Source organism: Mucilaginibacter sp. GW822-FHT03E02 (assembly GCF_058801545.1).
Genome location: NZ_JBXANJ010000001.1, coordinates 1,529,002 through 1,555,378, shown reverse-complemented (window position 1 = coordinate 1,555,378; position 26,377 = coordinate 1,529,002). Strand labels below are relative to the sequence as shown.

Below are 26,377 nucleotides of genomic sequence, written 5' to 3'. Positions count from 1 at the left end.
CAGGGTGGTTTTACACAGGGATGCTAAAATACAGTTGCTACCCCAATTGCAACTTGACATTTTTAAGCAATTTGCAGTAGTTTTTCGTAATCGTATTTGCTGTATTTTTCGTCTGATTCCTTTTCTTTTCCCAATTTTAGCAAGTCATTTTTCATTTGTACTTTTAGCCAAAGGTCTATAGGCGTGTGAAAAAAATGACCGAACTTTAAAGCAAGCGTTAAAGTGAAGCGCCGTTCGTTTTTGTAATATTTATTTAAGTTTGAACTGCCCATCTCAATAAATCCGGCAAATGTACCTTTATTAATCCCCAACACTTTCAAAAAATCATTTACAAAATCTTCAATATTATAAATGTTTTCATAAGTAACCTGATCGTCATTAGCATATTGCTCCATCCGGTATTGAATAGCCAGCATTCGATTTTTACGCAGTTGCTCTGGCGATCGGCTACCGCTATGAAGTTTGGCCAGGGCCGCTATTTGGGCCGATTTTTCCTTGCTCCGGCTATGTCCATCGTTTAACCCAATGGTTAAATTTATAGTTTCAGCCTTTGTAAAGGTTTTAACCTCGTTTGTGTTTTTTCTTGATTTGTCCATTCGCTTAATTTTGTTCGTTGTAAAGATATTTTTTAACAAGGGCTTCTCCATCTTCATCCATAATAACCATTGTTGTATCTCCCCATCGTTTGGCATTGTATTTTGAGGAATATATAGTCATCAATTTTACTTTATCCGCTTTGTTTTCTTCCATCACATCAAACTGAAGTATACTGTTATAATCTCCAACACCTTCCATCACACTTAACTGGTAGGCAAAGGCAATCAAACATCCTGCCACATGATCGTATCTCTTGCCGTCCTTTTTATTGTGAGGGGCTATCTCTAAAAAAGCCATATACGGTTCTTTCTTATCTATGAGTTGGAAAATCATGCAGCCTTCGATTACATTGGGCGTTTCGTCTGTTACTAAAATGTAACCAGTAGCGTTTTTTAACTTCTTTAGTCCTTTATCGAAATTGAACCGCCAACCCTGCTGTATAGATGGCATTTCAGATGGCTTGCCTTCTTTAATTAGTGCATCCACTTTTTCGGCAGTTGCCATCTTAATTATTTTGATTTTCATTTATTTTGTTGCCATAGTTTCCCCGGTTTTAAAAATCTATATAAAGATAATTAATTGATACAAATTGTACTAATTTTTATTGTTTAATTGACGATGCTTTTAATTGGGCATTTGAGTGAACTTTTGGCTAACGAATAGATTGTGGATTATTAAAAAGGCTTAGCTTACACTTAGCATGTGGGCCAAAAGTAGTGGACGCTTGCGGCAACGAAAGATACTGTAGGTGAATTTTGCGCCACTTGTAAAGGTACGCAACAAAAGAAATAACCATTTACCCCAAGTTTTTATTACCTAAACGCTCCGTTAGCGATTGTAGCGGATACCGGCCCGCGCCTAATGCCATGTGCACGTATGAGCGAAAAGCGCGGGCCGCAGGTAACGGCATGATAAGGAATCAACGCAAGAAAGAAAAGCTACACCTGCTGCAATTGCTATCCATAAGAATAGCTTAAGCAGATAAACCTACTCCCCAAACAAATAACCACTGTAAGCCAAACCTGTAGCTACACTCTTAAAATTATCGCCCGAATTGAGGTTAACATGCGGAAACCTGTTTTTGAACAGCTTTTGAATACTACCTACCAGCGATGTGCCGCCGGTTAAAAACAAACTATCAATATTTTCAGGATCGATGTTGTTTTGTTGCATGAATTGATCCAGGTACCCGGCAATCCGGGCTACATCTTTGGCTATAATTTGTTCGTAACCAGGAAGTGATATTGCCTCATCAATATCGATATCCATGTTATGGTAACTAAACGCAGAAGTATCGGCGTTTGAAAGTTCAATTTTTGTTTTTTCGATAGCCTGGAATACCGAGTAGCCCAGGTTATTGTCAATAAGCGTAATCAGGTTTTTAAATTTCCGGTTGTTGCCCGAAAAATAGTAGTAATCTTCTATATCTTTTTTAATACGGGGGCCATTAAAAAAGTTCATCTGCTCCCAGGAACAAATGTTTGCAAAAAGCGAATTAGGGACGGTTAGCACTTTGCCGGGTGTGGCTTCATATTGTGTATGCTTGCCAAAATATGGCGTTCCTATATCCCACATAAAAGCCGAATCAAGGCTATCGCCGCCAACGTAAATACCGCCGTTGGCTATCATGTCGTCCTTGCGGTTTTTGCTGCCAACTTTTTCAGGGTCGAGCACCAGGTAGGTAAAGTCTGTGGTACCCCCGCCCAAATCCGCCACCAACACGTTTTCTTTTTTTGCCAGCGTTTTTTCATAGGCAAAGGCGGCGCCGATAGGTTCAAACTGGAAACGTACATTGGTAAAACCAGCAATTGCTGCAGCCTTGCTCAGCCTGGTTTGCGCCAGGGTATCTTTTTGCACATCGTCGTCGTCAAAAAATACCGGCCGGCCAATTACCGCTGTGCGGCAATCCTGCCCGGTTAATTCATCGGCCCGCTCTTTCAGTTCCTTTAAAATAATAGCCACAAGGTCGGATGCGTTGAATCTTTTATTTTGGATACGGGTTTCGGTGAAGCTGCTCCTGGATAAAATTTGTTTAACCGATTTGATAAACCGCCCCTTCATCCCGTCATTTAGATAAGCCGCAATCGCTTCTTCGCCTACTACGTAGTTTTTTACATCCCCAAAACCCGGCTGACTATAGAAATAAATGAGCGATGGGATGATGATGGTATCATGAATTTCTTTGGTTTCCTGATTGTAAATTGCCAAAGCTGAATTGGTTGTTCCAAAATCAATTCCGTATAAAAACTTATTCATAACAATACAGGTAAAGCAATAAAAATTTAAAGGGCGGCGAAAATATAAAAAAATAGCTTAGCAACGAAATTGATACCCCATAAAATATCATTTGCATGGCTATGCATAATGCCCGCCATTCAGCATAAAAAAATCCGGATAACCAAATTATCATGAGAGCCGTATAAAAAACGAAATTATGGCCCGGGCAGTTTGAAAAATACTACGATTTACTGCATTGGTTTTCAAAAAATGCCTGGTGGCCTGGTTACAGTTTATACATGAAAAATAAAAATTACCCTATTCGCTTTTTAGCCGCCGCAATGGTTATATCGTCTTTTACGATGTGTACCAAGATCATAAATAACATTGAAAAACCGGTTTTAGCCCCTCCCGGGCAGGATAGTATTAAGTTAAATTCGGAAGTCGAGGTAGTTTCTAATTACACATATACGGTGCAGCCTAACGAATGGATGGTTGACGGTACTAAAATACCTGCGGGGGCTACTATATACATCCCTGCCGGAACAAGGGGCGCCTTGTTGCTTAAAAACATTAAAGGAACGGCTGAGGCCCCTATTACCATTATCAACAAAGGAGGTAAAGTAACCTTTTCTACAGCTGTTACCGCTTCATACGCGTTTAAAACACAAAATTCTCAGTATTTTAAAGTGCTTGGAAACGGAGATCCCGGTGTTACCTATGGGTTTGATGTAAATGGAGGCAACATAGGGATGACTATGGATGGCCTGAGCACAGATTTTGAGATAGCGAATGTTGAAGTAAGGAATAGCGGGTTTGCGGGTATTATGGCAAAAACAGATCCATCGTGCGATGCCGCTACCTGGCGTGGCCACTTTACCATGAAAAATGTTAGTATTCATGACAACTATGTTCATAAAACAGGTGGCGAAGGATTATATATAGGAAATTCTTTCTACGCCAATGGTGTTTCAATTTCATGTGGTAAGGTTTTGCCTCATGACGTAGTAAACCTTAAGGTGTACCAAAACCTTACCGATTCTACCGGTAGCGAAGGTATACAGGTTGGCAGCGCTATTTCAGGCAGCGAGATATATAACAACACAGTTAAAAACCCTGGGGTGAGCCCTTTTTCGGCTTATCAGAATAATGGCATCCAGATAGGTGAAGGCACCGGGGGGAAATGTTATAATAATGTAATCAGAAATGCGCCCGGCAATGGCATTATTGTTTTGGGCCTTGGCGACAACGTGGTTTTTAATAACTACATTCTTAACTCAAAAGCGTATGGCATTTTTGCCGATTCCAGGTATACGCCGGGACCTGATTTTGAGTTTATTAATAATACCATCATTGCTTCGGAGTTGGGCGGCATCAAATTAAACTCCGAAATTATCCCGATGAATACGGTTATCAATAATGTGATTATACAGTCGGCATCGGTGCTGCCAATAATCAGAAAAAGCAGCAGTGTTAAGCTTACAGTTGCAAACAATTATACCGGTACTGATGTAAGCGCGTGCGAATTTGTAAATTATACCGACGGCGATTTTCATCTGTCGTCGTCTTCGCCGCTTATTAATAATGGGGCAAACGTGTTATCATACGGTGTAAGCTTTGATTATTACGGTGCTAAGCGGCCGTCGGGTATTGCTTTTGATATTGGGGCTACGGAGTATTGAGGTTGGGGTAGCAGATAAGCAGCCTCATCGCTCATTTCCATTATTCAAGACAATGGTTGAATTTTTTTGTCTTTAAAACAAGCTTCAATTCGGACTATCAACAAACCTTACCGGCGCATCAACAGGCACTGCGCCAAGATGCAGTTCGTTGGGCTTCCCTTCTTTTAATAACTTATATTGGTTTTTAAACCATATGTTTAAGGTCTTTATATATGCCAACCTGGTTTTAATGTCAGCCGCGGAATTATACCCTGGAGTATCACTTCTTAATTTATCTATGGCCAAAACGTAAAAGTCGCTTTGCGTTAGCATATTGGTATCGCCATTGTTTTCCTTAAAAAGTTTGGTCTCTTCCTGGGTAAAAGATTCCAAATTTTTATTAATAAAATTGAATGTATAATCGCTTTTTACGAGGAGTAATTTTCTAATAAAATTCAGGTAATAGTCCCAGTCAATAAAACTTTGGAATTGAGGTTTATTCAGGATGCCTTCCGCCAGCTTCAAAGCCCGCTTATCTTTCAAACTTAAAAGCAAATCCATTGCATACGGATAATAGGCTGTCCCATCGCATTGTTCAAGGACAGATGCGAGTTCGTTCATTGCTTGTTCGTAACTATCCTTGTCATATTTTAACAGGAACAAAGACGACCAAAGGTTCACCCATACGTCTGTAGTATCCTTACTCCATTTTTTAACAGTACCAATATGTTTTTCGTTTCCCAGATCGAACATGGTTTTGGCTAAAACTCCTTGACTGGTAGGCCAGCTTCCGCCTTTGAAATCATTAAATCTTTCAACAATTATGGGCAATAAAGATTCATATTTCGCTTTTCTTGCCGTTTCCAGCGCATGGCGGAATTCAATCCATTGATCAGTTGTTTTCAGTGTTTTGACGGTCAGGGCTTCCGGCGATAGCGCCGCGTTTTCATCGCACCAAATTTTTATTTTTTTTAACTCTTTTTCTTTCTGATCAAGGCTTAAAGAATCAAAGGATGCTTGCGCGAAAAAACGCTTATTTGTAATTTCAAAGATTAGGTTATAGGTAACCCAGCTAAGTTTATGCAAGGTTCTTTCCTCAAAAAAGTCTCTGAAATAAGTATAGGTAGGTATATAAGTTGTGGTAATCAAATAAGGCAACAACAACTCAATTTCAGGCGGGTTTAATTTCATTTGAAGCAGCTCGGAATAGGGATTGACAACATTATACCTGGCATTATATTCCCAATACGGAATATCTAATTTCCCAGCTTCGGCGCAGGAAATGGAAAATTGGTACATTTCATAGCTTATGCCCCCCGGTTGTCCGGGTTGTACACAATTCAATAACCTAAGCCTGTCAGCAAGATAAATTATTTGTTCTTTCCGGCCGAGTTTTTGCTTTAACACGCTCCATTCTAACGAATCTGGTATGTGAAAGGTCTTGAAATCTTGCGTGTTGTTTTTTAACTGAGCCGTTAACGCAATGACTTCTTTTTGATATTGATATCCTGTAAAGATATTACCTGAAAGATGATTTCCAAAATCAATTGCTTTTGAATAATTTCTTTGATTGGAAAATGCAGAGAGCATGGCATCAAAATAGATAATACCAAAATCATTTTTTATATTATCATCGCTAAAAAATTCGTCATTTACGGGTAACAGTTGCTTGGAGTAATTAAATTCCCCTTTTTTGTACAACCATAAGTTCAGTAGATAATTTTTCCCGAAACTGCGCATATGGCGCCCGCTTTCCCTTAGTTTATTTGCAAAAATTTCAATAGTTGCATCATTTATTGGCAGCCGGGTTAAAGCGGTTATTTGCTTGTTTTCAATTTCAAGTTCTTTTCCATCGGTACTTATAAACAACAAACTCTTTTCGTTCCGCTTATCAATCCAACCGTAATATTCCTCCGGGTAATCCTGACCGTGGACGCTAAATAAAACCGAAACCTTGTAAAGTGTATCGTAATCTTTCATTTGATAAAAAGATAACCCATCTATCAATTGCATCTTACGCTGGTAAGTATTTTCATCTATTTTTTGCGCGGATGCACTATAGGTCAATAGAGATGATATAAATACCAGCAAAAGATACTGTGAGCTTTTAGGAAAGGTCATGGAGTTATTTATGATACGGTTCTTTGTTATATTAAACTAAGTAAAAATGAAGCAGATTTGTAAGCGATAAATATATACTTCCCTCATACTTTGGCGGCTGCCAATTTCCAGATCGACGTATTAACCCGCCATCAGTAAAATCTGCCCTACTTCATCTAATGCCGTCAAAAGAAAAACGGCCGCTAACCTGTACCAAAAGGTGGCAGATAACGCTTCCCCACAATCCCCTTGTTTGTAAGGATAACGCCCTGTTTAAATGATTATTGCGCTCAAAAAAATATAGTTTAAAAACGGCATTTTGATAAGTTATACCTTCTATTTTTGGCTGCATATACCCAAAATACATCCAATATGATGCCTGAAAATAGACTAAGCCCAGCAAAAAAATCTTCCGGATACGTACTAAGTTTTCGGGAGATTGACAGATCAATGCTCATGGTTGCCGGAGGCAAGGGCGCCAACCTGGGCGAACTTTGCCGGATTGAGGGGATACAGGTGCCCTACGGCTTTTGTGTTACCACCGAAGCGTATAAAAAGTCAACCTTAAATGACGCGGAGCTTAACCGCCTGCTGGATGAATTAACTCGTTTTAGGGCAGATAAACGGGAAAGTATCAGCATTGTCTGCACGAAGATACGCAGGGTTATAGAAGAGATAGCTATTGCAGGGGATATAGCACACGGGATTACCGAGCACCTGTCGAAGTTTGGGGAACAAAATGCCTTCGCTGTACGCTCAAGCGCTACGGCAGAAGACCTGCCAACGGCATCTTTTGCGGGGCAGCAGGATACGTATTTGAACATTATTGGCCAGGAGGCAATCCTAAAGCACATTAGCAAATGCTGGGCATCGCTTTTTACAGATAGGGCGGTAATTTACCGCATCCAAAACGGCTTCAATCATCATAAAGTGCAGCTGGCGGTGGTTGTTCAGCAAATGGTTTTTCCGCAGGCTGCAGGGATTATGTTTACTGCCGACCCCGTTACCGGTAACAGGAAGGTTTTATCTATTGATGCCAGTTTCGGCCTCGGCGAGGCCATGGTAGCCGGGCTGGTAAATGCAGATAATTATAAGGTATCTAATGGCGGGATTATCGATAAAAAAATCCCGGCAAAGAAACTGGCTATCTATGCCTCAAATGGTGGCGGTACGCGGGAACAGGAGATTGCAACCGAAATACAGAACAGCCAGACGTTAACAGATGAACAAATTTTACAGTTAGAACGCATCGGCAGAAAGATAGTAGCGCATTTTGGTTGCCCGCAGGATATTGAATGGTGCCTGGCCGATGATTCATTTTATATTGTACAAAGCCGGCCAATTACCACCCTATACCCAGTTCCCGAAGGCAATGAACAGGGAAATCACGTTTATGTATCTGTTGGCCATCAGCAAATGATGACGGATGCTATGAAACCGTTGGGATTGTCGTTATGGCAGTTAACAGCCTTTAGGCCCATGTTTAAAGCCGGTGGGGGGCTGTTTGTGGATATTACGGAAAACCTGAGCACGCCCGCCGGCCAAAAAGTGATAATAGATGCCATGGGCGCACACGACCCGCTCATAAAAGACGCGCTGATTACCATTGTGGAGCGCGGTGATTTCATAAAATTGTCGCCAAATGATAAACAGGAACCGGCTGCTATTATAAACAGTACAGGCAAATCGTTCGCAGATATCCTGGCGCAAGTTAAAAATGACCCCGCGATTGTTGCTGATTTGATCAAAAGTAACCAGCTATCGGTAAAAGAACTAAAACAGAACATCCAGGCAATATCAGGACCGGAGTTGTTTGATTTTATTGTGCAGGATGATCAGCAAGCAAAAAAGAATTTATTCGCACCACAAAATAGGGGCGCGATTATGGCTTCTATGGATGCTTTATGGTGGATTAATGAAAATATCAAAAAATGGTTAGGCGAAAAAAACGCGGCGGATACGCTTGCCCAATCAGCACCAAACAATATTACATCAGAGATGGGGCTGGAGCTATTGAACGTAGCCGACGTGATACGGCCTTATCCCCAGGTGATTAAATATTTACAACAGATAAAGGATGATAACTTTTTGGATGGCCTGGTTAAGTTTGATGGCGGAAAGGAAACCCGGGAGGCTATTGACGCTTACCTGGACAAATATGGTATGCGCTGTGCCGGCGAAATTGATATTACTAAAACCCGCTGGAGCGAAAAACCGGGTACGCTTATCCCCATCATCCTCGGTAATATCAAAAACTTTGAGCCAGGGGCAGGCAGCCGGAAGTTTGAGCAGGGGCGGCAGGAGGCTTTAAAAAAAGAAGCAGAATTATTAGAGAGGTTAAAGCAATTACCGGATGGCGAGCAAAAAGCCCACCAGACAAAACAAATGATTAGCCTGCTCCGCAATTTTGCCGGTTATCGCGAGTATCCAAAATACGGGATAATCAGTCGCTCCTTTGTTTATAAGCAGGCTTTGATGAAGGAAGCCGAAAAGTTGGTACAAGCAGGAGTAATTCATGACGAAGAAGATATCTGCTATCTTACTTTCCAGGAACTCCGTGAAGTGGTACGCACCAATAAATTGGATTACCAACTCATTGGCAAACGAAAAGAGGAGCATAAATTAAATGAAAAACTAAGCCCGCCGCGTGTTATAACCTCTGATGGCGAGATTATTACAGGTAAGTACAACCGTGAAAACCTCCCGGCCGGCGCCATTGCCGGCCTGGCAGTGTCTTCGGGAATTATAGAGGGACGCGCCCGCGTTATTTTAGAGATGGAAAACGCCGACCTGGAAGATGGTGATATATTAGTAACCACATTTACCGACCCCAGCTGGACACCATTGTTTGTAACCATTAAAGGCCTGGTTACCGAAGTTGGCGGCCTGATGACCCATGGCGCGGTCATCGCACGTGAATATGGCCTGCCGGCAGTTGTAGGAGTGGAACAGGCTACCAAACTCATCAAAGACGGCCAACGCATAAGGGTAAACGGAACAGATGGGTATGTAGAGGTACTATAGTTTGTTTCTCCCCGGGTTCTCTCGTAGAGGAACCCGAGGGGGGATGCCCGTTGTAATAAAGTAGTTCATCCCCTGGTATGCAGCCTTTTTTCAAAGGGCCCCTCAATACTATGTAAGTTAGGCTGCTCCATCGGAGCAAAACATTTGTAGAACTTGTAAATCAATATTTTTGCGTGCCGTATTCTAGGTTTACCATATTTCCAAATTTAATTTAAAATAAGCTTTTTAAGCTGTTCTCTTATAGTTATCCACATACATTTCACCTCTTTTTACCAGAGAGAACATACGTAATATCAGCTTGAATTTTACATTATTCAGCACCAGGGAATAGTTTTTGCTTTGAAGTTTACGCTTTGCATAGGCGCTTATTTCCGGATCATGTGTTATGGCCGTTTTGGCTGCTTGGTTCAGTTCCGATTTTAGTTCTTTTTGCGCCAAATGGCTTACCCGTTTTCGGCCTTTAATACTGGTACCCGAATCGTGGCCGAACGGGATCACGCCAACATATACACCGTATGACCGCGCATCTTTAAAACTGACAAAGTTCTCAGTGTAGGCTATTGTCATCCATCCGTTTACTTCCCCAATTCCCTTGATACTTGTTATTATCCGGTAGTTTTGCAACAGTTCCTCATTACTTTTGATCAATTCCCTGATCTTCCTTTCTACCTCATCAATGTGCTTTTCATCTTCTTTTATCTTTGCCTGTGCAATACGGACAATCGTATCGGTATCCTTTACTTCATAGATGTGTCTTCGTTCTTTTAAAGTGCTCATTAGCCCGGCCTTTTCCCTGATGAGCCTTTTACGGAAAGACAGGAGTTGCTTAATGGATAAGATATTCTTGTCCAGTGGTTTAGATGGCGACAGCTTATGACTCTTTTCTTCACCATAGCGACCGATACGGAAAGAATCTGCTTTGTCATTTTTACCCCTGACCATACCCATGGATTGTTTAATTTCTAGTCCAGGTACCCGGCAATAGAGAATAGATTTCGATTCACAGAATTGCAGGAACCGATATTCGTACCCACCGGTATATTCCATCACCATTAATGTATCTTTCAGATCTATACAATTGGTTTTGCACCATTTCTGAAACTCAGCAAACCCTTTGGAGTTATTGTCAATTTTGATATGCAAATTCCGTTTTGCACAACTGACGTCAAGCGTTAACTTTGAAACATCGACACCTAAAATAACATTCCAGTTTTTCATACGTTTGTGTTTTAAGTATTCCAAATAAATTGCCTTTTGCCAATTACCTTTGTTGAAGCAAAGAGAGTATTCTAGCTGGGCCTTGGGCAATCATAAAAGGCAGGGACTAATACGGCACTTAGTTCTCAAAAACATAGGAGGTACGAAAGTTCACCCTGCCTTTTATAATAACGTTTTCCACAAAGTTTTTAGTTTTTAACACCCCCCAGACCCCCCATTCCAACAACAACAATATTTACTGATAAATTGTCTTTGTAAGACCAAAGGTATCTTTCAGATCTATACAATTGGTTTTGCACCATTTCTGAAACTCAGCAAACCCTTTGGAGTTATTGTCAATTTTGATATGCAAATTCCGTTTTGCACAACTGACGTCAAGCGTTAACTTTGAAACATCGACACCTAAAATAACATTCCAGTTTTTCATACGTTTGTGTTTTAAGTATTCCAAATAAATTGCCTTTTGCCAATTACCTTTGTTGAAGCAAAGAGAGTATTCTAGCTGGGCCTTGGGCAATCATAAAAGGCAGGGACTAATACGGCACTTAGTTCTCAAAAACATAGGAGGTACGAAAGTTCACCCTGCCTTTTATAATAACGTTTTCCACAAAGTTTTTAGTTTTTAACACCCCCCAGACCCCCCATTCCAACAACAACAATATTTACTGATAAATTGTCTTTGTAAGACCAAAGGTAGGTACGCTTCATAAGTTCCGTACCTACGGCGCGGAACATTATTTTTCTACAAATGTTATACCCCTACGGGGATCAAAACGCCATATTTAATAGCTTTAAAAAGAGCCTGAGGGGCATCAAATACAAAAAAAAAGCTGCCCCTTTTTTAAAGGACAGCTTTTTACCTGGAAAAAGTTTGTTTAAGCCTCAATAAAAGCCAACAAATCTTTATTAATGGTATCGGCTTCGGTAGCCGGCATGCCATGAGGGAAACCCGGGTAAGATATCAAGGTGCCGTTTTTCAATAGTTTTGCAGCCTTTGCGCCCGAGATAGGGAAGGGAACAATCTGGTCGTCTTCGCCATGCAAAACCAAAACCGGGATGTCTACGCTTTTAAGGTCTTCGGTAAAGTCGGTTTCCGAGAAGGCTTTGATGCCGTCGTGCTGTGCTTTTACGCCGCCCATCATGCCCTGGCGCCACCAATTGTCTTGTATGCCCGGTTTTATGGTTGCGCCTTCGCGGTTGTAGCCATAAAAAGGTACGGTAAAATCTTTAAAGTATTGAGCGCGGTTAAATGCCGTGCCCTGCCGTATCTCGTCAAATATAGCCATCGGCACACCTTCGGGATTGTTTTCTGTTTGAACCATCAATGGCGTAACCGCGCTGATGAGTACAACTTTGGCCACACGGCCTTTGCCCAGGTTGGCAGCATAATGAATAGCCTCGCCGCCGCCTGTTGAGTGGCCAATATGTACGGCATCTTTCAAATCCAATGCCTCGGTAAGTGCGGCCACGTCGGCTGCATAGGTGTCCATATCGTGTCCGCCGTCAACCTGGGTCGATCTGCCGTGACCGCGGCGGTCATGTGCAATTACCCGGTAGCCTTTTTTCAGGAAAAACATCATCTGCGCATCCCAGTCATCGCCAGATAATGGCCAGCCATGATGAAATACCAGTGGTTTTCCTGTACCCCAGTCTTTGTAGTAAATTTCGGTTCCGTCTTTTGTGGTGATAGTGCTCATGTTTTTCAATTTTTAAGTAATGTATTTGTTTTGTGATACAAATGTGCATCTTTTTGGATTCAGCCGCACTTGATATAGATTAAGAAATGATCATTTCAATGCAAAATTTTATACGCAGTCTTCAACGGAAGCTCGATTTAATATCGAACACCCAATGTCCAATATCGAATAATGAAAGAAGGACTTCGGCGTTGGACATTCGAAATTCAGTGTTCGATATTATTAGCCCTTCTGTTTTTCTTACTTGATGATATTGCCCCGTAGCCTACCCTCGCCATTAAAAAATACGTAAAACTACCTGCGTAAATACCGTATTTTAACGGGTATTATGCGCAAAACTATTATCGATTTTTATTAAAAATATTTAACAAATACCATCATAACCTTAAAACGAATCAACATGCCCGCATTACCTCTTATCAAACTGAACAGCAAAGGCCAGGCTGTAGAAAACTGGCAGGACTTTTTAATAGGCCAGGATTTATTAGATGAACCTTCTGACGGAGATTTTGGCCCTTTAACCTTAGCTGCTACCATCGCGTTTCAAAAAATGGCAGGCCTGCAGCCCGATGGCGTGGTTGGTAATAAAACCTATGGCGCCGCCATGCAAATTGGTTTTAACGGCGTACACGACAACCGCACAGGCAAGGAAGGCGCCGACTGGCCGCCAAAGCCCGATTTTGACCCACTGGTAAGCAATGCCCAGCGCCAGAAAGTTTTTGGTAAATTTGAATTTGTGGCCGATCCACAACCGGGCGATAAAGAGCATATCAGGGTAACGGACAACTGGGCAAAGGACAATATTATTATGGTGCCGGTGCCGCAGTTAAAAAACATTAGTGGCGGTAGTCATATCGAATTTCATAAACTGGCGGCCAACCAGCTCATTAAACTTTGGGCAGATTGGGATGCGGCAGGCTTGCTCCACCTCATCCTCATTTGGGACGGGTCATATAACCCAAGGTTTGTGAGGGGCAGCACCAAAACTTTAAGCAACCATGCCTTTGGGTCGGCATTTGATATCAATGCAAAATGGAATGCCTACGGCTCGCAACCTGCATTAGTAGGCCAAAAAGGATGCGTGCGGGAACTGGTGACCATAGCCAACGCCAACGGCTTTTATTGGGGAGGCCATTTTACCAAACAAGACGGAATGCATTTTGAAGTAGCCCGGATACAAGGGTAATAGCTGTTGGAGTAGTAAGTAGTTAGTTAGTAGTAGGTAGTAAGTAGTAAGTAGTAAGACAGAAAGCTACCGTCATTGCGAGGCACGAAGCAATCCCGAACTATGTGGGACTTGGCATGTAGGGGATTGCTTCGTGTCTTATGATGACATGGTTGTAATATGTTGATTATCAATCAGTTTATTAATGTAGAGACGCATAGTTGCGTCTCCCCCATGCAAATCACACTTGCAAATCACGAATGCAAATCGGCCTTGCAAATTCTGAATATCCTGCGGGAGATGCAATTATGCGTCTCTACAACAACCCCATTTGCCGCCATGCCATTGCTGTTTTTTCCAGCTCGGCTGCCGGGTACTCGCATTGACGGATATTCGATATTCGTAATCAAATACTTGCGCTAAGGAGGACGGACTCACCCCTAAACCCTCACAAACCACTTCCCGTTAAACTTATAAACCACCCGCTTGCTGCCAATCTTCCCCTTATCCGATACTTCAGGCATCGAAATGGTGCCAGAGGCTTTATCATAATCTATGCTGAAGGTGTCTTTGCCGTCCAGGTCGTCAACGTTACCGCATATTAGCTCATTTTCAAGCGTATTGCCTGTTTGCACCAGTTTTATGTTATCGTTAACCTGGCCGTTCTCTATCGTCATAAACCGCAGGCTGTATTCGGTAAGCAGGCTGCCAAATGCTATGCGTTGGGCAATGTAGTAGGTTTTGCCGCCTGCTGTTAGGGTGTAAATTTTGTAAATGGCATAATCAGGCCCCCGCTCGTACAGAGGCTTTGCATGCCTGGCCAGCACTTTGCCATTAGCCCTATATTGGTACACATTATTATACCAGGGCATCGACCGCCGCCTGTGCCTGTCGTACGAGTAAATGCGCAGGTTGCCATCGTCCGAGGTCGAAATATACACCGCGCTCGTTTCGCTCAAATTTTTAAACGGGTAACTGATTGTTTTGGGCAGCTGCCTGGTATATTTCATCAGCAGCCTTTCAAAAAGCACCATCCTGGCTTCCTTTTGGTCACTGGTGTACCGCTCCGGAACATTTTCGTAAACATCGGCCAGCTTCTTGTCTACAGCCCTCAAACTCTGGCCAAAGCAACGGGTTAAAGTTAGGAGGAACAGTAGGGTTAGGGATATTCTCATGGGTTTATTGGTGATGTTAATAACGTGTTTGTTGGGAGAATAGTTTGGGGGGTACAGGTAGGGCAAGAGTTTGCTGGAAATTTATGGTTGTGCTGCTGTTAACGGCAGTGTCTGGTTTTACTTGCCGGTGGGGGGCATTGGATTTCTTGACTTGGTCTAAAGGAGTCACACGTGATTCATCGCTCATTACATTACACAAGACTGCGCCGAGAGGGGGCAAGGTTAAAAAAAGGCAAACTCCTAAAATGTGGTATATTTACGTAAAATCATACATGTATTTATAAAGCAACCTAAATCAAAATGGAAAAAATAATATGGTTACTAATTGCTGCTGGAATATCAGCCTTTGCGAAAATATTTTCTGATGCATTTTTTCCTGACAAGGAAAAAAATAAAACATTTATCATTAAAGCTTTTAACGCTATCCCGTCTTTTCTATTACCAATAGGTTATTTGTCATACCTTTTTTTGGAGGACTCCCTGATTGATAAACCTTTTATATTTAAGGTTGTATTAATGGCACTTATTCTAATTTCTAATGCAATGATGGAACTATTTGCCCTCTATAATAGCAAAAACAGGAAAGAATTAATAGAAGCAATAGTGATAACAGTTAACCAGTTGAGCGATGTACATGGTAAACACATTGATTTAACTAATGAATCCGTAAATGCAAATATTTACATCAGAGAAAAAACAATGGATTTGATATCTGACATCTCTAAAAGAGTGACGGCATTAGAGAAAAAGAAAAGGCAAGAAAAGTAAATTTAACTGGCATTTTCGAAGAATGTCACTTACGGTCCGTCATCGAACATTTCTCACTTCACAAGACTGCGCCAGGGGAGTAGCAGAAAATTTAAGGCGTTAAATTTTCCAATGTTAACTTATAAGTTTATTTAAAATAGCCCAGTGACGCCTAACTTGACCCTTAATTTTGTTGTTTGGTAGCTTGTTTACTGCTAATTGTGCATATGATATGTAGTTACCCCAATCGTAAGTATCTGTACGTATCCAATTTTTGGGGTCTGCCTTATCTTGAATATATTTACGTCGTCTCCCTGCTCCTAAATATGTGAATTTTTTGTAAAGCCGAGTTTGAAAAATTTGACCGTTAGATTCTTTTAGAGTTTTAGAATAATATCGACTTCTTTGTACACTACGTTTCATTTTACGGTAATATGATGCCAAGCTCGATGACTTTAAAAAAGTATGAAAGCCATCAAACTCGAATCCGAGATATTCCATATTCTTATATGGATATAATACATTTCCGTATTGTTGGGCACACTGGAAACGGCCACTAACGCGGCTGAACTTGAAAATTTGAGTTTTATCATGTTGTATTTCCAATTCTCTTTCTTTAATCTCTCGGTCAAACATGTCTATAATATCTTGGGTGTATTTCTCACTACAAATAACAACCATGTCATCTGAGTAGCGTCGGTAAAGGCCTTGCAAATCAGTAACGATATCATTAATTCGCTGATCAAAGTTGATCATATAAACGTTCGCCAACACAGCACTAATTGGTGTTCCTTGCGGTATACCTTTAGAGCGTTTCGGATGGTGTTTACTGTGATTACCTACTATAAGATTTTTTGACCTAATTTTTGGGAAATCTGAAAGTGCGCAAAAAGCAATAGCTCGTTGATTTTTTAGATACTTAAATCGTTTTATAGGTTTACGCTTTATAATGCCGGTTTTAGATTCTACAATAATTTCTGTTTTAAACGCTGTAAAAAGTTGATTCTCATTAATAAATGAAAAGTTCGTGATGCTTTTAAAGATATTATACTCTGCTTCGGGCAATGTTTTTTCTTCATCAATAATTTCGTACCAGGCTTTTTTCAAATGTTTATGATCCAAATTGTCGAAAAAACCTTTAATGTCAAAAGTAATCGCTACTAAATGATCTTCCTTATGTTTCAATATGTAATTGAATACTTCTGAGGCGAAATCAGCGCTGGACTTATGAACAGAATTTTCATCTGCAGGGTTCATTTTAATCTGGCGGTAAGCTGTAACAGCATTGTGCAGTCCGTATTCATCCAATTTTTTATCATAGATAATGTTCAACATCTTTGCATAGTAGCTGTAGATACAGGAATCCAAATGATTGGCATAATATAATTCTCGGGGCTTAGATTTGACAAATCTTTCCTTAGAGCGTTCCCCGGTTTCTTTATTGATTTTTTTTCTGAATTTTCTAACGGTCGAAGTTCGGTGAATTAATGGGTAAAAGGAATGTGTTTCGATGGCGTTAGGATTAGTTACATAAGCGCTCACCCAAGGTCTGTCTTTAGCTTTCAGCGGCGTACCGATGTGCGGATACTTTTTTAGTTTAAACCAATCTTTCTCTTTTTTCATTTTAAAAATGCAGCAACTTTAGGTGACACGGGCTCGCTTTTCGAAATGGGCAGACACATGCTGTAACCGGTGCTTTCACACCGCCCTTTCACGTCGGGAAATTAATTGCTTAACTTTACATACAGATACTATGGAACACAACTGGCTCACAATTCTCATTAGTGTACTGACTCTTTCCTTTATAAGGAACATTTCAGGTTTCACTTGGATGTTTGAAATTTCGCACCCTCAAAGCCGTTTGTCGCTCTGAGCAAATTTTAATAAACGTGTCTACCGGCTCCTTCAGTTGACTGCATTTTAACAAATGTATTAATAATTACCTAATCATTTGTACACCTTATATCTGTTTGTATTTCAATAAACTACAAATAAAACAAATCCACACTAATAGGAACTTCTTCGTAGTAAGGTTGTGCACTCGGGCGGAGTTTTATTAAATCTTTAATAGAATAATCTTGATTGAATGCGTCGTTTTCCGAATAAATACTTATTACAATTTTTGAGTCAATTATATCTCTTACGTTATTGTTAGTTACAAGTAGCTTGAAATTCACACTTGATATTGATTGTGACGGGAACATTTTTTGACTGATGGTGCCGTTGTAGATTGTAAGGTTATCAACGACATCATATTTTCTATAATCTTGTAAAAGGCTTTTTGGGCATTTAAATTGATAAGCGAAACCGTCCACTGGTTTACTTGAAACATTTTTAAAAATTGCAAAAAAGTCAAATTCGATATTTTTGTATAATCCAGCAGAAAGGCTTGAATTTCCAGTTGGTTTTATTTCAACCCGTTCAATCCTAATTTGAGGAACCATTTCATTAAGATTAAATTCAGATATCAAGTTAGGTTTTAAATCAGGTTTTTGAGATCCAACGTCGGAAAATTGATAAGTAGGCTGGTCCATTAATTTCCTAAAAAGTTGTTCTTCACCAACAAGTTTAGAAAGATCTATGATATCCCGGCCTCTAAGGCCAAAAGGCACAATTTCTTCAGATCGTCCATCAAAGCTCACCAAAATATATTTCCGAGGACTTTCTTTTATGTCATTCAATAATAATTGATATTCTTCCCCTACACCACCAGTGAATAACTCAGCTTTTCTTTTATATCCAGATGATAAAACTATGATAACTTTTGGATGTATTTGCATGGCCGTGTGCATCATTCGAACGAAATTTATAGCCGTTTCTTGTTGAGTAATCATTTTATCAACATGTGCATTAAATCCCTTCTTGCGGAGATAATCTGTAAACTCGAGTACTTTTTTTTCGTGTGCTAGCGAATCCCAACTGTAGGAAATGAAAACTTCACCATCATTTTGCTCAACCGAATCTTTTACAGGTAAACTATTAAAAGTCAATGCTTCACTTTGAATTGAAATTGCTGGTTTTTCGACAGGCTTTAATAGTAGATTTTTTTTCTCGGATAGCCATTCTCTAATTAATTCTATATACACACTGTCTTTCTTTTTTTTCTCGATTATCGGAATGATGACAAATTGTATATGTTTTAAGAACGTCTTTGAAGACTCTGGAAATCTTTTGATATAATGTTCGAAATGGTAATCTAGTAAATTTTCAACATCATAGGCAGGGTTAGTTTTTTGAATACGATTAGCAAATTGTTTGTCATAATCAGCTGAAGTCGTGGTTCTATAATGACTTGTATAGTCCCCAGATCCTCCGCCTATTGTTATAAGAGGTATTTTGTCGCCTAAATTATTTAATTGCAAGGCATCATCTGGATTGCTCTTTTTTTCGCTTATATAATAAAAATCATTCACTGGTTTAGATTTGTTTGTTGTTTTATTTTTATTAGCCTATGGATTGGAAGTAAAGATACGATTGAATAGTTACTTGTTTGTATTCGTTTTTTACACTGTTTATTTGGAGTGGATTTTTAAAGCTCTCCGTCGCCGCGGGGTCTCTCGTAGAGGACCCAGCGGTTTGTACAAGGCCAGTTGTAATCCCGAAGCCGCGTTTATGCGAGGTGATTGGGTACCTCAAACCCCTCTATCGAGAGACCCTGAGGGGACGAAGAATCGTCTACTTTCTCGTTAAAATTACGCTATCAACCAATTTAATATTTCTTAGATTGGTATCTATCTTACGGCTTTTCAATAATTTATCAGCTTTTACGCCAAATCCCCCTGTACTTAAGGACAATAGGTTAATATCTTTACTTTGATAGACATCAGTAGATTCTTTTAAAACATCGTAAAAGAAAACATAGTTTTTACTTCTGCCTATGTAATAATAAGACTGAGTAGAAAATATTTTTTCATTTCCAATTTTAATATAACTTCCATATGTTGATAGTAATTTAATATCCACTGAAGAATGTATGCTAAACATTGCTGTGTAAAAAAAGACGAAATAAAGCGCACTTATAACTATGTGATATTTTGCATTAAAAGGTCTAAAATAGACCGTTTGAAAAAATAAATCCACATAAAACATAACCGTTACTACGAGTACGCTGATGACATAGATACCAATTCCCAGTAGCAACAGGTCTTTGTGAATATTCTTTAGCAAGTCATTGCCTATAAATTTAATATAAGCCATTAACAAGCCAGTAAACAAGACTATTATAAATACGTAAATGATGTGGAGGGTCTTGAGACTAAAACTGATGCCTGAGTTAATTCTTTTATCGTTACTTTGGGTGATCTTTAAAACACGATATCTGAAAAATACCGTTAATTCTACAAACAGGAGATGTCCTAAAAAAAAAGCTGCACATATAAGTAGATTAGAAAATGTTTCAAATATAATTTCATTTAAATCTGTGTAATCTAATATATTAAGGTTAAAAGGATAGTAATAAATTTTGAGGTTTAGAATACCGATGCCTAAGCACGATAAGGTTATTATTGGTAAATATTTAATGATTCTTACCAAAAAGTCCTCAGTTTCGGGTTTTGCCTTTTTTATGGTTTTATGTACGGGAATTCTATTTTCGTAGTTGATCATTTGATAAGGTTTATTCAAATATAAGCAATAACGATTTAATGATGTTGTATCTTGATTTTGTCATTTAATTTCGTCGCCGCGGGGTCTCTCGGTAGAGGACCCAGCGGTTGTACAAAGCCAGTCGTAATCCCGAAACCGCGTTGTTGCGAGATGTTCGGGAACCTCAGGGTCCTTTTTCAAAGAGAACCCGAGGGGACGGTGTGAGTGAATTTCCCGTCCCCGCGGGGTCTCTCGGTAGAGGACCCAGCGGTTGCACAAAGCCGGTCGTAATCCTGAAACCACGTTGTTGCGAGATGATCGGGAACCTCAGGGTCCTTTTTCAAAGAGACCCTGAGGGGACGGTGTGAGTGAATTTTCCGTCCCCGTCGCCGCGGGGTCTCTCGGTAGAGGACCCAGCGGTTGTACAAAGCCAGTCGTAATCCCGAAGCCGCGTTGATGCGAGATGATCGGGAACCTCAGGGTCCTTTTTCAAAGAGACCCCGAGGGGACGGTGTGAGTGAATTTCCCGTCCCCGCGGGGTCTCTCGGTAGAGGACCCAGCGGTTGTACAATGCCGGTCGTAATCCCGAAGCCGCGTTGAAGCGAGATGTTCGGGAACCTCAGGGTCCTTTTTCAAAGAGACCCTGAGGGGACGGGGATTTATTGAAACACCTACTTCACCCTACCCACCACCTTCACCTTCCCCACAACTTTACTCAACGCCTCCACCTCTCCCCAAACATCCAATTTACCCAATACCTCCGCAGGGATAACAGCCGGCTTATTAGCCGCTAATACCTCTGTGTAAATTTCCAGCAGCTTTTTTAACCCGTTGGCGGGCTTGTCGCTTAAACGGGCCAGGCAGGCGTTTAGGAGGGCTTGCAGGACCTGGTTGTGGGGTTTGGATACCTGGAACAGGTTGGATTGCAGAAGGTCGGTAAAGCGTTTAAAGGGCGTTAGTTCAATGGCCTGGTGCTTGCCAATAATGTCGCCAATTTGCTGGCTGCTGATGGTGTTTTGGGTTACGCCGTTTATCCAAAGTTCGGCGGCGTAGGCGCGCACGGTTTTATCGCTGCTGACCATGGCCGATGCTATCAGCAGGTGCGCCATGGGTCCATATGGCTTGTTGAGGGCCATCATGGCCTCAAGGGCGTGGATGATGAGCCGCTTATCGGTCTCGCTGTCAAAATCCGGGCTTCGCATGGCCGCGCTGATGATCCGGGCCAGCCATAGTTCGGGATGGTTGGGGTTTAAGTAAATCAGGCGCATCACGTCGTTATCCGCGTCTGAGTTGTATCTGACAGTCATGGTAGCCATGTCATACACCGATGGGACTATCGCCGTTTTGGCGGGCATCAGTTTGGCAAACAGGTTTTTGATGGCGCTTACTTTCTTTGCTGTTTCGGCAAACTCAATAACTATTTTGCTGCGTTTGGCCGGGGTATCTATGTTTTTGCGGGTTACGTGGTCCCACTTTGGGTAGGTATAGGGCTCCACTACCGGTGCCCAGGTAAAATTGGCGGTGAGGTAGCTGGCGGGCAGACTGCTGTAGGCAAACCATTGGGGGTTTGGCGGTTGTTTGGCGCGGGTAAGGGCGGCCACCAGCCATACGGGTTTGTATTTCAGGGTTTCCTGGGGGTGGTAGTCGCCGCCCAGCATAAAGCTGATGATCTGGCGGTACTCGCCGGCCAGTTCGCGGGCGGCCAGTTCCAATGCTTCCTGCTGATGTTCGGCCGAGCAGCGGGACACCGCCACCTGGAAATCGATATCGGCAGGCGCCACATTGGCCACCTTGTATTTAATAAGCCGCTGCACCAGCACCAGGGGCGATACCCAGCAAGGCGAGTGCGTTGGGGTGGAGAGCATGGGCAGGCTCATTTTACGCTCGAGCATAAAAAAGGCGGCCAGCAGGAGGTGTTTATGTGTTTTGTAGCTCGAGCCCCGGTTCCAGCTTTTTACATTATCCAGCCGGCTGATGTACTTGCCCCACATTTCATGCTTCTTAAACGTTTCTGCAAACGAATCGCGGAGTGTTTTGAGTTCGCCGGTTTGCAGGGGGTAAAGCTCCACCAGCAGGCGGCTGAAATCGGCAAAAAAAGTAGCCAGCAGGTTGTCCAAATAGCCCATGGTGCTGGTAAAATCGGACGAGATCACCTTGCAGGCCCGCTGAAAGGCGGGGATAAGCTTGCTGATATTTTTGGCCGTCATTTCGGATTGAAAACGCAGCAGCGCGGCAGGCAGCAGGTCGAAATGATAGGGCTGGTTTTGGTCAAAGGCCTGGCTGGCCAAGAATACCAGCTCGTCAAACGTTTGGGGGTATACAATTTCGGTAAGCGCCTGTTGGGGTTCGGCAGGTTCGTGGGGATGGTCTGCTTCGGGGTGGGCTTCTTCAGCCTCATCCAAAAAAGCTGTCAACAAACCGCGGGCATCAAAAAGCAGGGCATCCTGGTAAGCGGCCAGGGCGGCTTTCAGATCCTCCGAAGCGGCATCGCCATATTTTTGCAGCAGCTTGGCGGCCCGTACCTGCAAACTGTTATCCTGGTGAATAAATGCCTGGCAGCTGATGGCCATGATGGTTTCGGCTTTGTCCTTGTGCTTTTTGGCCAGCTTATCCAAAGTCATCAGCGTGGTAGCTACGGCGGTTTTTGACTCGGACGAGAGCAGCAGCGGGGCATGATCCAAAAACGCGTCGATATTAAATGCCGCATCATCACAAATATCCTTTAAATATTTTAAGGCCGCGGTTACAGGTTTGCTGTGTGGCGAATTGAGGAGGTGCAGCAAATCGTCCTGCAGGTGCAGTAATTCGGTTTTTGTGGGTTCCAGCCGGCTAAAAAGGTCTGTAAACCAACCTGCCGAAAGCTGGTTGAAATTACTGTTTGCGGCCGCCAACGACGATTTTAGCAGGCGTTGCCGGTCTATTTTGCCCTCGCTAAGGTATTTTAGCAGCGTGGTTGTCCATAGGCCGTCTTTGGTTTTTTCGGGCACATCCAGGTACCGGTCGGTGTTATACAAAAACGATTCGTAGCCGAACATGTACCAGATGTGATCGCGCAGGGTAACTTCGTTTTTAAGCAGGTTTTGGGGTAGGTATTCGTGCTTTTGGTAGGTGTGGTTAAAAATATAATCGGGGAGTATTTTGGCAATATACGGTTCGCTCAGGGTAACATAGCCTTTCTCTGCCAACTGCAGGTACCAGCCATAATCCATGTAGCGGGGTAAAAACACATTATCGGCCTGGTGGTTTATAAAATCGCTGAACCAGGTGGGGCAGTACCAGGGCAGTATGACATCCAATACTCTTTTGTTGAGCGCGCCGCCGGGCATCTGCGTAAAATCTTTTTGGTTGTGGCATACAAAGCCCGCTATGCCTAATATTTCGCGCTGCGGATCGGTCCATTTAACCCTATACCGCCCGCGCGTATCTTCCTTGTATTCCGAATAAATTTTATACAACTTTTTTAGTTCGGGCACCAGTTGCTTTTTCTGCGCCTTATCAAGCGTTTGCAAAAAGGGGATGATTTGGGCTTCCTGTTCCTTCTCTAAAATGCGGGTAAAATCGTCAACTACGCTCATGGTGGTATTAGTTGGCCAGCTTTTTTTTAACTGCTAAAATATGTTTGCAAATGCCCCGCTCGCCCTGGTTTTTGCTAAACCAGGTACAGGTGCACTGGGCTTTATCGCCGTTTAATACAACCATGTGGTGCACGCCGCTGCCCTCTACACGGGCCTCTACCTTATCGTCCTGTTGTTTGGTTATCTGTACCTTGCCCTCCTGCAATAGCTTTTCGGCATCTTTTAAGCGCGGGTTAAGGCTCATGATGCGGCTGAGCTTAAAGGGCAGGCGGCGGTAAAAAAAGTTGTTCTCGTCCAGGTCGTACCCCAGCAAACCAATGGCCGAGAGGCGGCCGGTAATGTTATCGACTTTTTGCAGATCGAGGCCTTCGTTTACGGCCAGCAGGGTAGGGTTAAACTCCTGGTTGGCATAGCTGTAGTTATCTAAAGATTCTACCCAGTTATCGGGCACATCCTCTATCAATGATTCCAGCGCGGCGCCCTCACCCGAAAATCCCCGCCAGGCATCCCGCGAAATGGACAAGCTAAACCTTACCGCCCCGATATAAATTTGCCAGGTGGTTGATTGCATGGTGGCATGCGGAAACACCCTTAACTCATCGGCAATGGCCAACAGTGGTTCTATCAGTTTTAACCGGTGCACACCGCCAACCGTGATGGCATCGCCCGATTTTACCGGTGAAAATAGGGGTTTGCCGCCGCGGGTTATCAGATAATAATCTGTTTTGGGTTTGCCCGGCGGGATGGTTTTAAACAGCTGCAAAGCCTGCAGTCGGTTAAAGCTGTGCACCTTTTCCGATTCGGCCAAAAACATTTGTACCGAGGTAAGGCCTTTTATCCATTTGGTGGGCAGGGGCACTTTGCGTTCTACCACCTTTTCGCCCTCGCGGTGCAGGGCCACTTCTTTTTGGCCTACCGAAAGCAGCACTTTTTCGCTCCTGCGGATATTGCTCAGTGCCGCCAGCATGGGCTGGTTAAAATCGACATTGGTGGTGCCGTTATCCAAAAACTCGCCATCGTGTCCGTCGCCCAAAATATCTACCCGGGCATACACCCCCGCGCAATGCGAAAATCCCTCAAAGCGGATCTTCTCGTTCCCGGCCGTTACAATAGGATCCTTAAGCATAGCCAACTCAAACGGCGACAGGCTAAAGCTTGATTTTACCACGTTGGAGAGCGTGAGCAAGCAGCGGGCCACGGTATACGGGTCGGTGAGTTGTCCCCAGAAAAAGCAGGGGGAGTTATTTTTTTGCACCTCGCTGTATTTGGCCAAAAAAAGCTCGTCGGTTAATGTCGACTTTTTTAGGGTTGATGGCTGGCTATATTGATAGGTTATCGTTTCGGACATAATATTGTTTAGGCTATGCTGCGAAATAAAATTAGTAAAATAATTTCGGCGATGGAGGGAAAGGGGGGGATAAAATTTTGCGATGGCCGGCGAATAGCCGGTGCCTGAATGTTGCCGGTTGCTAAATCGATTTTTAGCTTATCCTATAATTTACCACAATGTTGTGTTATAGCCGTTTTCGCGTTAAGGACTGCAATGGATACCGGCCGGGGGAGAGGGCCCGAGCGTTGGCCGGGCCTAAGGCCTTGTGCGCGTATGAATGGAAGGCCTGGCCCCAACTTCTACCGGTTGGGGAAACGCCCATAACTTTTTTGATATGATTTGGCCGGTAAAAAAGCTTTGAAAAAAGTGTAAATAAGTCTAACTTTTTTGCAGAAAAAATACACCAGAGCTCAGCATTTTTTGATTTTTATTGTCAAAAAGTTAACGTTTTGTGCGATGTTTTCTGCCGGCCGCCGGATTACAAGAAAGAAGGTGTCCGGGAGTTGATTTTGCTATTGATGTAACTTGTTGTTTTTTAATAAGTTAACATGCTGTTGATTTTATCCGAACACTTAATGTTCTGATTGTCAACAATATACAAAAGTACCCCGAACACCCGAACAGGCCCACTCAAAAGCGAACACCTGTACAAGCAGTTTATTATTTTACGCGCTCGATATATTCGCCGGTGCGGGTATCAACTTTTACTTTATCGCCCTGGTTGATGAACAATGGTACTTTTATTTCGACACCATTTTCGGTAGTTGCGGCTTTTAGTGCACCTGATGAAGTATCGCCTTTAACGGCTGGTTCAGAATAGGTAATTTCCAGTTCAACAAAGTTAGGTGCCTGGGCCATAATGGGTTCTTCACTCTCGATGGAAACGATCACATTCATCCCCTCTTTTAAAAACCTTGCCGATGGGCCAAATAACGATTTTGGGATACTTAACTGATCGTAGGTTGTATTATCCATAATTACCATGTAATCGCCTTCCTCGTACAGGTATTGGTAATCATTGGTTTCTACACGGCAAATTTCAACCTGCTCGTCGGTTGCTAAACGGGCCTCTACAATTTTTCCGGTTTTTATGTTACGAAATTTATCTAAGTAGAAAGCTCCGCCTTTACCGGGTGTACGATGCAGTACTTCGGTAACTGTTACCAATTCGCCGTTGTAGCGTAAAATGTTTCCTACTTTAATTTCAGATGCCTTTGCCATGAAAATATAATTATAAAATTTGTGCGCAAAGATATACGCTTTTTTGAGTATTCCGTACTTGAGCCC

18 protein-coding genes are annotated in these 26,377 nt (G+C 42.3%); 4 read left to right on the top strand and 14 right to left on the bottom strand.

The window, feature by feature from the left end; translation table 11 throughout:
- Positions 1–62: 62 nt before the first annotated feature.
- The 3 genes from AC1RM2_RS06320 to AC1RM2_RS06310 form a co-directional block, all read right to left on the bottom strand.
- Positions 63–596 carry a helix-turn-helix transcriptional regulator gene (locus tag AC1RM2_RS06320; protein ID WP_492984156.1) on the bottom strand — a complete coding sequence of 178 codons (534 nt, stop codon included), beginning with the start codon at positions 594–596 and terminating at the stop codon, positions 63–65.
- 4 nt (positions 597–600) lie between these two features.
- On the bottom strand, positions 601–1,101 hold the full coding sequence (locus tag AC1RM2_RS06315; protein WP_492984155.1) for a hypothetical protein: 501 nt from the start codon (positions 1,099–1,101) through the stop codon (positions 601–603).
- 483 nt (positions 1,102–1,584) lie between these two features.
- Positions 1,585–2,853, bottom strand: coding sequence for an Hsp70 family protein (locus AC1RM2_RS06310; protein ID WP_492984154.1), 1,269 nt, complete (start codon positions 2,851–2,853; stop codon positions 1,585–1,587).
- Between the two features lie 260 nt (positions 2,854–3,113).
- Between AC1RM2_RS06310 and AC1RM2_RS06305 the strand changes: the two genes are divergently transcribed.
- The gene (locus tag AC1RM2_RS06305) at positions 3,114–4,496 is read left to right on the top strand and encodes a right-handed parallel beta-helix repeat-containing protein (protein WP_492984153.1); all 1,383 of its coding nucleotides are present in this window, start codon (positions 3,114–3,116) and stop codon (positions 4,494–4,496) included.
- Between the two features lie 84 nt (positions 4,497–4,580).
- Here AC1RM2_RS06305 and AC1RM2_RS06300 read toward each other — a convergent pair whose 3' ends face one another.
- Positions 4,581–6,176 (bottom strand): hypothetical protein, encoded by a 1,596-nt coding sequence (locus tag AC1RM2_RS06300; protein ID WP_492984152.1) that lies wholly within the window; start codon positions 6,174–6,176, stop codon positions 4,581–4,583.
- A 771-nt stretch (positions 6,177–6,947) separates the two neighbouring features.
- Here AC1RM2_RS06300 and ppsA point away from each other — a divergent pair.
- Complete coding sequence (gene ppsA / locus AC1RM2_RS06295) at positions 6,948–9,599, top strand: phosphoenolpyruvate synthase (protein WP_492984151.1); 2,652 nt, start codon at positions 6,948–6,950, stop codon at positions 9,597–9,599.
- A gap of 225 nt (positions 9,600–9,824) precedes the next feature.
- Here ppsA and AC1RM2_RS06290 read toward each other — a convergent pair whose 3' ends face one another.
- The 3 genes from AC1RM2_RS06290 to AC1RM2_RS06280 form a co-directional block, all read right to left on the bottom strand.
- Positions 9,825–10,817 carry an IS110 family transposase gene (locus AC1RM2_RS06290; protein WP_492984150.1) on the bottom strand — a complete coding sequence of 331 codons (993 nt, stop codon included), beginning with the start codon at positions 10,815–10,817 and terminating at the stop codon, positions 9,825–9,827.
- 235 nt (positions 10,818–11,052) lie between these two features.
- A complete protein-coding gene (locus AC1RM2_RS06285; RefSeq protein ID WP_492984149.1) occupies positions 11,053–11,244 on the bottom strand; it encodes a hypothetical protein in 192 nt (63 codons plus the stop codon).
- A 448-nt stretch (positions 11,245–11,692) separates the two neighbouring features.
- Entirely contained in the window at positions 11,693–12,514 is an 822-nt protein-coding gene (locus tag AC1RM2_RS06280; protein WP_492984148.1) for an alpha/beta fold hydrolase, read from the bottom strand.
- Positions 12,515–12,914: 400 nt separating this feature from the next.
- Between AC1RM2_RS06280 and AC1RM2_RS06275 the strand changes: the two genes are divergently transcribed.
- A complete protein-coding gene (locus AC1RM2_RS06275; protein ID WP_492984147.1) occupies positions 12,915–13,700 on the top strand; it encodes a M15 family metallopeptidase in 786 nt (261 codons plus the stop codon).
- Between the two features lie 419 nt (positions 13,701–14,119).
- Here the strand turns inward: AC1RM2_RS06275 and AC1RM2_RS06270 are convergent, their stop codons facing one another.
- Positions 14,120–14,854 carry a hypothetical protein gene (locus AC1RM2_RS06270; RefSeq protein ID WP_492984146.1) on the bottom strand — a complete coding sequence of 245 codons (735 nt, stop codon included), beginning with the start codon at positions 14,852–14,854 and terminating at the stop codon, positions 14,120–14,122.
- 300 nt (positions 14,855–15,154) lie between these two features.
- On the opposite strand from AC1RM2_RS06270, the gene AC1RM2_RS06265 reads away from it, so the two are divergent.
- Positions 15,155–15,622: a hypothetical protein gene (locus tag AC1RM2_RS06265; protein WP_492984145.1), complete on the top strand. Its 468-nt coding sequence runs from the start codon at positions 15,155–15,157 to the stop codon at positions 15,620–15,622.
- A 114-nt stretch (positions 15,623–15,736) separates the two neighbouring features.
- Here the strand turns inward: AC1RM2_RS06265 and AC1RM2_RS06260 are convergent, their stop codons facing one another.
- From AC1RM2_RS06260 to efp, 6 genes are all read right to left on the bottom strand, one after another.
- Positions 15,737–17,224, bottom strand: coding sequence for a reverse transcriptase domain-containing protein (locus AC1RM2_RS06260; protein ID WP_492984144.1), 1,488 nt, complete (start codon positions 17,222–17,224; stop codon positions 15,737–15,739).
- Between the two features lie 362 nt (positions 17,225–17,586).
- A complete protein-coding gene (locus AC1RM2_RS06255) occupies positions 17,587–19,014 on the bottom strand; it encodes an SEFIR domain-containing protein (protein WP_492984143.1) in 1,428 nt (475 codons plus the stop codon).
- Positions 19,015–19,276: 262 nt separating this feature from the next.
- The gene (locus AC1RM2_RS06250) at positions 19,277–20,206 is read right to left on the bottom strand and encodes a hypothetical protein (RefSeq protein WP_492984142.1); all 930 of its coding nucleotides are present in this window, start codon (positions 20,204–20,206) and stop codon (positions 19,277–19,279) included.
- 650 nt (positions 20,207–20,856) lie between these two features.
- On the bottom strand, positions 20,857–23,760 hold the full coding sequence (locus AC1RM2_RS06245) for a DUF6493 family protein (RefSeq protein WP_492984141.1): 2,904 nt from the start codon (positions 23,758–23,760) through the stop codon (positions 20,857–20,859).
- 7 nt (positions 23,761–23,767) lie between these two features.
- The gene (locus AC1RM2_RS06240) at positions 23,768–25,108 is read right to left on the bottom strand and encodes an SWIM zinc finger family protein (protein WP_492984140.1); all 1,341 of its coding nucleotides are present in this window, start codon (positions 25,106–25,108) and stop codon (positions 23,768–23,770) included.
- A gap of 642 nt (positions 25,109–25,750) precedes the next feature.
- A complete protein-coding gene (gene efp, locus AC1RM2_RS06235; protein ID WP_090648241.1) occupies positions 25,751–26,311 on the bottom strand; it encodes an elongation factor P in 561 nt (186 codons plus the stop codon).
- Positions 26,312–26,377 lie beyond the last annotated feature (66 nt).

Coding starts and splice junctions, on each gene's coding strand:
- AC1RM2_RS06320 (WP_492984156.1), bottom strand. CDS start 596: ATGGACAAATCAAGAAAAAACACAAACGAGGTTAAAACCTTTACAAAG.
- AC1RM2_RS06270 (WP_492984146.1), bottom strand. CDS start 14,854: ATGAGAATATCCCTAACCCTACTGTTCCTCCTAACTTTAACCCGTTGC.
- AC1RM2_RS06275 (WP_492984147.1), top strand. CDS start 12,915: ATGCCCGCATTACCTCTTATCAAACTGAACAGCAAAGGCCAGGCTGTA.
- AC1RM2_RS06245 (WP_492984141.1), bottom strand. CDS start 23,760: ATGAGCGTAGTTGACGATTTTACCCGCATTTTAGAGAAGGAACAGGAA.
- efp (WP_090648241.1), bottom strand. CDS start 26,311: ATGGCAAAGGCATCTGAAATTAAAGTAGGAAACATTTTACGCTACAAC.
- AC1RM2_RS06305 (WP_492984153.1), top strand. CDS start 3,114: ATGAAAAATAAAAATTACCCTATTCGCTTTTTAGCCGCCGCAATGGTT.
- AC1RM2_RS06260 (WP_492984144.1), bottom strand. CDS start 17,224: ATGAAAAAAGAGAAAGATTGGTTTAAACTAAAAAAGTATCCGCACATC.
- AC1RM2_RS06290 (WP_492984150.1), bottom strand. CDS start 10,817: ATGAAAAACTGGAATGTTATTTTAGGTGTCGATGTTTCAAAGTTAACG.
- AC1RM2_RS06265 (WP_492984145.1), top strand. CDS start 15,155: ATGGAAAAAATAATATGGTTACTAATTGCTGCTGGAATATCAGCCTTT.
- AC1RM2_RS06240 (WP_492984140.1), bottom strand. CDS start 25,108: ATGTCCGAAACGATAACCTATCAATATAGCCAGCCATCAACCCTAAAA.
- AC1RM2_RS06280 (WP_492984148.1), bottom strand. CDS start 12,514: ATGAGCACTATCACCACAAAAGACGGAACCGAAATTTACTACAAAGAC.
- AC1RM2_RS06250 (WP_492984142.1), bottom strand. CDS start 20,206: ATGATCAACTACGAAAATAGAATTCCCGTACATAAAACCATAAAAAAG.
- AC1RM2_RS06310 (WP_492984154.1), bottom strand. CDS start 2,853: ATGAATAAGTTTTTATACGGAATTGATTTTGGAACAACCAATTCAGCT.
- AC1RM2_RS06315 (WP_492984155.1), bottom strand. CDS start 1,101: ATGGCAACTGCCGAAAAAGTGGATGCACTAATTAAAGAAGGCAAGCCA.
- AC1RM2_RS06285 (WP_492984149.1), bottom strand. CDS start 11,244: ATGAAAAACTGGAATGTTATTTTAGGTGTCGATGTTTCAAAGTTAACG.
- ppsA (WP_492984151.1), top strand. CDS start 6,948: ATGATGCCTGAAAATAGACTAAGCCCAGCAAAAAAATCTTCCGGATAC.